This window comes from Paenibacillus sp. MMS18-CY102, from assembly GCF_009789195.1.
Lineage (GTDB): Bacteria > Bacillota > Bacilli > Paenibacillales > Paenibacillaceae > Paenibacillus_T.
Map to the genome: position 1 here is coordinate 176,415 of NZ_WSTC01000009.1, position 7,779 is coordinate 184,193.

Below are 7,779 nucleotides of genomic sequence, written 5' to 3' on the forward strand. Positions count from 1 at the left end.
GTGGTACCACGAGTATTCAAATCTCGTCCCTAAGACATTTGTCTTGGGGGTGGGATTTTTTTGTTGTTGCAAAAGGAACATTATGACATGTGCCGCATACGGTACACCACATCTAACACACGAAATCACTAACCATTCCATATTGAAAGGATTTGAATATGTTATGTCACAAAAACTTAGAGCAGGTATCGTCGGAGGAACGGGCATGGTTGGCCAACGCTTCGTTCAATTGCTGGATCAGCATCCTTGGTTTCAAGTAACCGCAATCGCAGCTAGCGCAAAATCAGCTGGCAAAACGTATGAGCAATCCGTTCAAGGCCGCTGGAAGCTGGATAGCGCAATTCCAGAAGACGTAAAAAACATCGTCGTGCAAGATGCCATGGATGTTGAAAACTTCGCAAGCCAAGTTGACTTCATCTTCTGTGCGGTCGACATGAAGAAGGACGAAATTAAAGCTTTGGAAGAGGCTTATGCGAAAACAGGTACGCCTGTTATTTCCAATAACTCGGCTCACCGTTGGACGGCTGACGTTCCAATGGTTGTTCCGGAAATTAACCCAGAGCATCTTGAAGTCATCGCGGCTCAACGCAAACGCCTCGGCACGGAGACGGGCTTTATTGCCGTCAAACCGAACTGCTCGATCCAAAGCTATGTGCCAGCGCTGCACGCCCTGCAAGAGTTCAAACCGAAGCATGTCGTTGTATCGACATACCAAGCGATTTCGGGTGCAGGCAAAAACTTCACGGACTGGCCAGAAATGCTCGACAACGTGATTCCATACATCGGCGGCGAAGAAGAGAAAAGCGAGCAAGAGCCGCTTCGCATCTGGGGCAACGTAGATAATGGCGAAATCGTAAAGGCAAGCGAGCCTGCGATTACGGCGCAATGTATCCGCGTGCCTGTAACAGACGGCCATCTGGCTACCGTATTCGTATCGTTCGAAAAAACGCCGACGAAAGAAGAAATTCTTGACCGTTGGGCGCAATATAAAGGCCGTCCGCAAGAGCTTGGCCTTCCGAGCGCGCCAGAGCAATTCATTACTTATTTTGCAGAAGAGAACCGTCCACAAACGGGTCTTGACCGTGACATTGAGCGCGGAATGGGCGTATCGGCTGGCCGCTTGCGCGAAGATTCGCTCCACGATTTCAAATTCGTAGGGCTGTCGCATAACACGCTGCGCGGCGCTGCCGGTGGCGCTGTCCTGATCGCTGAGCTGCTGAAAGCAGAAGGCTACATTCAACCGAAATAATGCTATTCAAACTTGAAAAGCCGCAATTTTTGCGGCTTTTTTCGTACATATCCACACTGGAAAGAGGGAAAATAATACATGAAACTTATTGATTTGAGCGTGCCGATCAGCCCGAAAATCCGCGAGCCATTGCCAGCAAAGATTGAATATGCAAGCCATAACGACGGAGCGATGCAAGCGGCAGCGGTACTTGGGTTGCAAGCGGATAATTTTCCGGAAAGCATGGCGTGGGCAACCGAAACGGTGACATTGAACACGCATGCAGGAACGCATGTCGATGCGCCATGGCACTATTGGCCAACCTCTGAAGGGAAGCCAGCACGAACGATCGATGAGATGCCGCTGGAATGGTTTTATTCCGATGGCGTGTTGCTCGATTTCAGCTCGAAGCCGCCGGGCTATGAGATTACAACCGAAGATTTGATTGCTGAGCTGGACCGGATTGGCTATACGCTAAAACCGTTCGATATCGTCTTAATACGAAGCGATGCGGATAAACGGCTGTATCACGAGCATTATGCGTTTCTGCATGCTGGCGTGTCAGCGGAAGCGACGGTATGGCTGCTGGACCAAGGCATTAAAGTCGTCGGTACAGACGGCTGGGGATGGGATATTCCGCTTAATCTTCAGGCTGAAGCCTATAAAAAGGACCCGAAGCCAGGCGTTTTATGGGCTGCCCATTATGTCGGCATAGACCGAGAGTATTGCCAGATTGAGAAGCTCGCGAATCTCGACCAAATTCCGAAGCCTTATGGCTTCAAAGTGAGCTGTTTTCCTATTAAAGTGGAAAAAGCGAGTGCAGGCTGGGCTCGTCCTGTTGCAATTATAGAGTAGCATAAAGCCGTTCAACTTATGCCAGAAACTCCCGCATCCGAAGTGGTGCGGGAGTTTTTTGGTCCTAGGGAGTAAATTGGACAAAGATTTGTAAAAAAAAAGATTTACAAGCAGGCTAGGCTGTCATATAGTATGCGTAAAGAAAGTTTCTCTAAGGAAACATTTTGTCCCTATCGAAAAATAAATTTTTTTATCAATAGTTTTGCCTATAGTAAACTTTCTTGCCTATCACAAAAACATAAGGAGGCAGTATGATGATTGATCCTCAACAAAATATTTCTAGACGGAGCATATTGAAGGTTGGCGCGGCAGGCCTATTAGGCGTTCTCGGAGGCGCGCTTCTGGGCCAGTCATCCCTATTTACGAAAACAGCTAAAGCAGCGTCCAAGCATGATATGCATAGCCAGCTCAAAGCGCAAGCCCATGAAGGCATGTCACATGCGTACGATCCGGGAGTAGACACGTCTGATGCGTTAGAACGGGCTGTGAAGGCGTTAACGCAGTTCGATTATGGGAAAGTAAGCACGCGAGCAGATGGCAAAACATTGCGTGAGTATGAGATGCACGCTGTAGAGCTAGAGGTTGAAATCGCCAAAGGCGTCAAGTTCCCGGGATGGGCGTACAACGGTACGATTCCGGGACCTACGCTGCGTTGTACGGAAGGCGATATCGTTCGCATTAACTTCCATAATGCCTCATCACATCCGCACTCGATTCACTTTCACGGCATTCATCCGACCAATATGGATGGGCTAGAACCCGTTGCCCCAGGTGAGTCGTTTGTCTATGAATTTGAAGCAAAGCCGGCTGGCATGCAGGTTTACCATTGCCATGTGCAGCCGTTTACGCGCCATATCCATAAAGGATTGTACGGCAACTTTATTATCGATCCCAAAGTGAAACGGAAGCCGGCTAAGGAGTTCACCATGGTAATGAACGGCTTCGATCTCGATTTGGATGGCGAGAACGAGGTGTACACCGTTAACGGCTATGCATTTGCTTACATATCGAGGCCGATTAAAGTGAAAGCCGGGGAGCTTATCCGCATTTATATTAGCAATATGACAGAGTTTGACTTAATCAATTCGTTCCATCTGCACGCCAGCTACTTCCATTATTATGCAACTGGAGCCGATCCAGAGGCCCGTCCTTATTTCACCGATACAATTGTGCAGTGCCAAGGCGAGCGTGGGCTTGTAGAGATCGTGTTCCCGGAGCCGGGCAAATATATGTTCCATGCGCATCAAAGCGAGTTTACCGAGTTAGGCTGGATGGGATTCTTCGAGGCCGAATAGAAAGGAGGAAACAGCGTGCAATCGCAAATCAGTTCAAAAAAAACATTATGGTTATGGGGCGTCGTGCCGCTCATTGCGTTAATTGGTATAATCGTCTTCATTTCCAAAATTGGAACAGGTGTTGAAGAGAAACAAGCAGCGCCTATCGAGGTATTGGACATTCAGCGGATTGTGATCCAGGACGAAGGGTTTTCGGTGTCCGTATTAAACTCAGGGCCGAAAGAAGTGACGATCGCACAAGTTATCGTGGATGATGCGTTCTGGAATGCGGAGTTTAGCCCAAGCGCTACGTTGAATCGATTCGAGAAGGCAACGATTCATATTCCATACCCATGGGTCGAAGGCGATCCGCATGGGATTAAGCTTATTACAACGAATGGATTAATATTCACAGGCGAGGTTGCAGCAGCGATGAAAACGCCAGAGGCGGACGCCAACCGGTTTCTGCAGTATGCGTTAATCGGGTTTTATGTCGGGGTCGTGCCTGTCGGGCTCGGATTGCTGTGGTTTCCGTTTATGCGCCGCTTCTCGATCAAGGGTACACAGGCGATTCTCGCATTTACGGTGGGGCTGCTGTTCTTCCTCGCTGTCGACACAATCCAAGAAGGGCTGGAGCTAGGGCTTGAGGCGCCGGGCGTCTTTCAAGGAACAGGCCTCGTCTGGTTCGGGCTTATTCTCAGCTTCTTGTTCTTAATGGCGGTCGATCAAAGCGGAAAGCGTAAAGGGAGCAATAAGGAGGCAGAGAGCGGCAAACGGGTTGCATATAAAATCGCCGGAGGCATCGGGTTGCACAATTTGGGCGAAGGCTTGGCGATTGGCGCAGCTTTTGCCGCAGGTGAATCTGCTCTGGGCACCTTCTTAATCATCGGTTTTACGTTGCACAATATTACCGAAGGAATCGGGATTGCAGCACCGTTGCTCAAGGATCAACCAAAGTGGAAAACGTTCCTCAGCCTTGCATGCGTTGCAGGCGCACCGGCCATTCTTGGCACATGGGCTGGCGGGTTCGTGTTTAATGATACGTTGGCTGCCTTGTTCTTCGGCATAGGCGCCGGGGCGATCCTTCAGGTCATCTTGGTCATCTCCCGCATGATTGTCAAGGATGCACAGCGTTTTGAATTGGCATCGGTTAGCTGGCGCAATTTTGCCGGATTCACGTCGGGCATTGCCCTCATGTATATTACCGCGTTATTGGTGAACTTTTAATAATGAATGAATAGGAGGCGAGCGTATGCCCTTCGGAATAGGTGCAACGGGGCTAGTCCTGCTTGTCCTGGTTGGCATTTTGTTATTTGGACCGTCTAAGCTGCCGCAGCTCGGAAGAGCGATCGGATCTACTTTCTCTGAGTTTCGTAAAGGCACGAAAGAATGTATAGACGAGGCTGAGCCGAAAAAAGAATAGGGCAGTAAGAGCAGCCTGTAGCTTTATTGGAGAGAACGCTGCCTTATCGAAGGTTTCTGTTGTTATCATGCGTAATAGTTTACTTATGGTTGCGAGCATGCTATAAGTGAAGAAAATGACCAACAGAAAAGTGGAGATCCCTATGACCGATAACCAATCGAGGAACGATGCAGGCTGGAATTTCGACAACAGCTATAAGCAGCTGCCGAATGTATTTTTCACCCTTCAGCTTACAAATCCCGTTAATGAGCCGAAGCTAGTGAAGCTTAATGAGCGGCTAGCTGCTTCGCTGGGATTGAACGCGCAAGCGTTAGCAAGCAAGGAGGGCGTAGCTTCGCTGTCTGGCAATGGCGTACCGGAGGGGGGAGCACCCCTTTCACAAGCCTATGCGGGGCATCAATTCGGGCATTTTAACATTTTAGGGGATGGGCGTGCACTGTTGCTGGGCGAACAGATTACGCCAGAGGGCAAGCGGTTCGACATTCAATTGAAAGGCTCTGGCAGAACGCCTTATTCCCGCGGAGGCGACGGGCGAGCGGCGCTCGGGCCAATGCTTCGTGAATACATCATTAGCGAATCGATGTACGCGCTTGGCATCCCGACGACGCGAAGCCTTGCCGTGGTTGAGACGGGTGAACCGGTTTATCGGGAAACCGAGCTGGAAGGCGCTATTTTGACACGCGTTGCAGCTAGCCATCTTCGTGTCGGCACGTTCCAATATGCGAGAGCAACGGGGACTGTCGAGGATTTGCAGGCTTTAGCCGATTACGCAGTGGAGCGGCATTTTCCAGAGGTGAAGGACCAGGAGAACCGTTATCTCGGGCTGTTGCAGGAAGTGATAAAACGGCAAGCGGCGCTTATTGCCAAGTGGCAGCTCGTTGGCTTTATTCATGGCGTTATGAATACAGACAACATGGCGATCAGCGGCGAAACGATTGATTACGGCCCGTGTGCTTTCATGGATGTTTATGATCCGGCTACGGTGTTCAGCTCGATTGATGCGCAAGGCCGTTACGCTTATGGCAATCAGCCGAAGATTGGCGTATGGAACTTGGCTCGATTCGCTGAAACGCTATTGCAGCTTCTCAATGATGATGAAGAGAAGGCTGTGGAAATGGCAGAAGCCGAGCTCGCACGCTACTATGATCTGCATCATGGGCATTGGCTCGCGGGTATGAGAGCGAAGCTTGGCTTTGCGAATGAGGAGCCCGAGGATGAATCGCTTATCGAGCGGCTGCTTGAGCTGATGAAGGCGCATCGGGCTGATTACACGAATACGTTCCGTGCGCTAACCTACGGGGAACCAGTAGAAGCGGCTTTGGCGGCCAGTGCAGCTTATGAGGAATGGCATCAGGTCTGGCAGGCGAGACTGTCGAGGCAGGAAGCGGATGCCGACTCCAATGCCATTGCCAATGCGTCCCAGCAGCTGATGCAGGCCAGTAATCCTACTGTCATCCCACGCAACCATCGGGTGGAGGAAGCGATCCAAGCAGCGGTGAAAGACGGGGATTACAGCGTAATGGACCGTCTGCTGAGTGTACTGTCGGCACCATTTGCCCACTCGGCGGAGCATGCGGCGTATGCTGCTGTGCCGGAACGGGCGGATTTGCCGTATCGGACGTTTTGCGGGACTTAAAGCAGTTGAGAGAGCAATCGATGGAAGGCTGCGTTTCTTGCGGCTGCCGAATGTAGAGAAACCCACGTTTTTAAAACGGAGGGTTTCTTTATTGCCTTGTGTGCACTTTGGCGCGTTAGCGGGGCAGATAGGGCAGGAATATGTGCCCTATGAGAGCTTTGGCGCATCAGCGGGGGGAATAGGGTAGGAATATGTACCCTATATCAGCTTTGGCGCGTTAGCGGGTCGAATAGGGTAGGAATGTACCCTATTTGAGCTTTAGCGCGTCAGCGGGGTGAATAGGGTAGGAATATGTACCCTATATGAGCTTTGGTGCGTCAGCGGGGTGAATAGGGTAGGAATATGTGCCCTATTTGAGCTTTAGCGCGTCAGCGGGGTGAATAGGGTAGGAATATGTGCCCTATATGAGCTTTAGCGCGTTAGCGGGTCGAATAGGGTAGGAATAGGAATATGTACCCTATTTGAGCTTTAGCGCGTCAGCGGGGTGAATAGGGTAGGAATATGTGCCCTATATGAGATTTAGCGCGTTAGCGGGTCGAATAGGGTAGGAATATGTACCCTATACGAGCTTTAGCGTGTTAGCTAGCCAAATAGTGCAGAATGATCTCCCCAGCTCGACAACCGAAAAGCCGCCTTTCTCGCGGCTTTTCCTAATTTCATTTCAAAGGAGCAAAACTTGCATGTTCGGTATTTTCAGAAAAAGAAAAGTAAGCTTAGAAGAACAAGTTTCCACGCTTAGGCAGCTTGGTTTTGCACTTCATATGGAGGATGAACAGCTTATCCCTTCTATATTGGAATGCCACTCGAGTAATGAATATGAGGCAGACCCGTATTTATTGTTGTTGCTCAGAATGAATGAAGAACACAGTCATGAAATTTGGACATTTGATGCTGAATGCATTGAGGAATCGGATAAATACATAGACATTGTTAATCGATTTTGCCAACTGTCGAACGGTAGATTTACACTTGCGAATATAGCGAGCATTGTTGACTTTGAAGAAGAGTTTGCTTGGATCTCATTTGAACATAATGGGGTTACTTATAAGTGGGAGCTAGACTTCGAATACGATTGGCTTGATCTTAATTTGTTACGCATGTTAGCTAACTTGGCCGATTCAATGGGAGAAACCAAGCATTACTATTACTCCTGTGATGGACAAAATATTACGATCATCTACTGTACGCATGAAACGATGTACCAATTGAACCGTAAGATGAGGCTTCATTTTGAGTCATGACTTATGCAGTTCGCCCCAACAACTGTAAGGACAAAAGTTCAATAGATTTCTAGCTAAAAACAAGATAAAACACTTGACAAATAGAAGTCGCCTAAATAATTGCGAAGGATACCTTTTTAACG

7 protein-coding genes and 1 other annotated feature (1 of these 8 cut by a window edge) are annotated in these 7,779 nt (G+C 49.3%); all 7 genes read left to right on the forward strand.

Annotation, left to right across the window (positions count from 1 at the left end; translation table 11 throughout):
- Nucleotides 1-34 (forward strand) — a binding site (T-box leader) (it extends 231 nt beyond the left edge of the window).
- A 129-nt stretch (nucleotides 35-163) separates the two neighbouring features.
- The 7 genes from asd to GON22_RS09060 all read left to right on the forward strand — a co-directional run bounded on the left by asd (nucleotide 164) and on the right by GON22_RS09060 (nucleotide 7,657).
- A complete protein-coding gene (gene asd / locus GON22_RS09030) occupies nucleotides 164-1,249 on the forward strand; it encodes an aspartate-semialdehyde dehydrogenase (protein WP_160395784.1) in 1,086 nt (361 codons plus the stop codon).
- 78 nt (nucleotides 1,250-1,327) lie between these two features.
- Nucleotides 1,328-2,083: a cyclase family protein gene (locus GON22_RS09035; protein ID WP_160395785.1), complete on the forward strand. Its 756-nt coding sequence runs from the start codon at nucleotides 1,328-1,330 to the stop codon at nucleotides 2,081-2,083.
- Nucleotides 2,084-2,337: 254 nt separating this feature from the next.
- A complete protein-coding gene (locus GON22_RS09040) occupies nucleotides 2,338-3,378 on the forward strand; it encodes a multicopper oxidase domain-containing protein (protein WP_160395786.1) in 1,041 nt (346 codons plus the stop codon).
- 15 nt (nucleotides 3,379-3,393) lie between these two features.
- The gene (locus GON22_RS09045) at nucleotides 3,394-4,584 is read left to right on the forward strand and encodes a ZIP family metal transporter (protein WP_160395787.1); all 1,191 of its coding nucleotides are present in this window, start codon (nucleotides 3,394-3,396) and stop codon (nucleotides 4,582-4,584) included.
- A 25-nt stretch (nucleotides 4,585-4,609) separates the two neighbouring features.
- Complete coding sequence (gene tatA / locus GON22_RS09050; protein WP_160395788.1) at nucleotides 4,610-4,780, forward strand: twin-arginine translocase TatA/TatE family subunit; 171 nt, start codon at nucleotides 4,610-4,612, stop codon at nucleotides 4,778-4,780.
- Nucleotides 4,781-4,922: 142 nt separating this feature from the next.
- On the forward strand, nucleotides 4,923-6,416 hold the full coding sequence (locus GON22_RS09055) for a protein adenylyltransferase SelO (RefSeq protein ID WP_160395789.1): 1,494 nt from the start codon (nucleotides 4,923-4,925) through the stop codon (nucleotides 6,414-6,416).
- A gap of 680 nt (nucleotides 6,417-7,096) precedes the next feature.
- Entirely contained in the window at nucleotides 7,097-7,657 is a 561-nt protein-coding gene (locus GON22_RS09060; protein ID WP_160395790.1) for a hypothetical protein, read from the forward strand.
- The last annotated feature ends 122 nt before the right edge of the window (nucleotides 7,658-7,779 follow it).

Excerpts from the sequence above, each read along its gene's own strand:
- asd (WP_160395784.1), top strand. The coding sequence starts at position 164 with ATGTCACAAAAACTTAGAGCAGGTATCGTCGGAGGAACGGGCATGGTT.
- GON22_RS09035 (WP_160395785.1), top strand. The coding sequence starts at position 1,328 with ATGAAACTTATTGATTTGAGCGTGCCGATCAGCCCGAAAATCCGCGAG.
- GON22_RS09040 (WP_160395786.1), top strand. The coding sequence starts at position 2,338 with ATGATTGATCCTCAACAAAATATTTCTAGACGGAGCATATTGAAGGTT.
- tatA (WP_160395788.1), top strand. The coding sequence starts at position 4,610 with ATGCCCTTCGGAATAGGTGCAACGGGGCTAGTCCTGCTTGTCCTGGTT.
- GON22_RS09055 (WP_160395789.1), top strand. The coding sequence starts at position 4,923 with ATGACCGATAACCAATCGAGGAACGATGCAGGCTGGAATTTCGACAAC.
- GON22_RS09060 (WP_160395790.1), top strand. The coding sequence starts at position 7,097 with ATGTTCGGTATTTTCAGAAAAAGAAAAGTAAGCTTAGAAGAACAAGTT.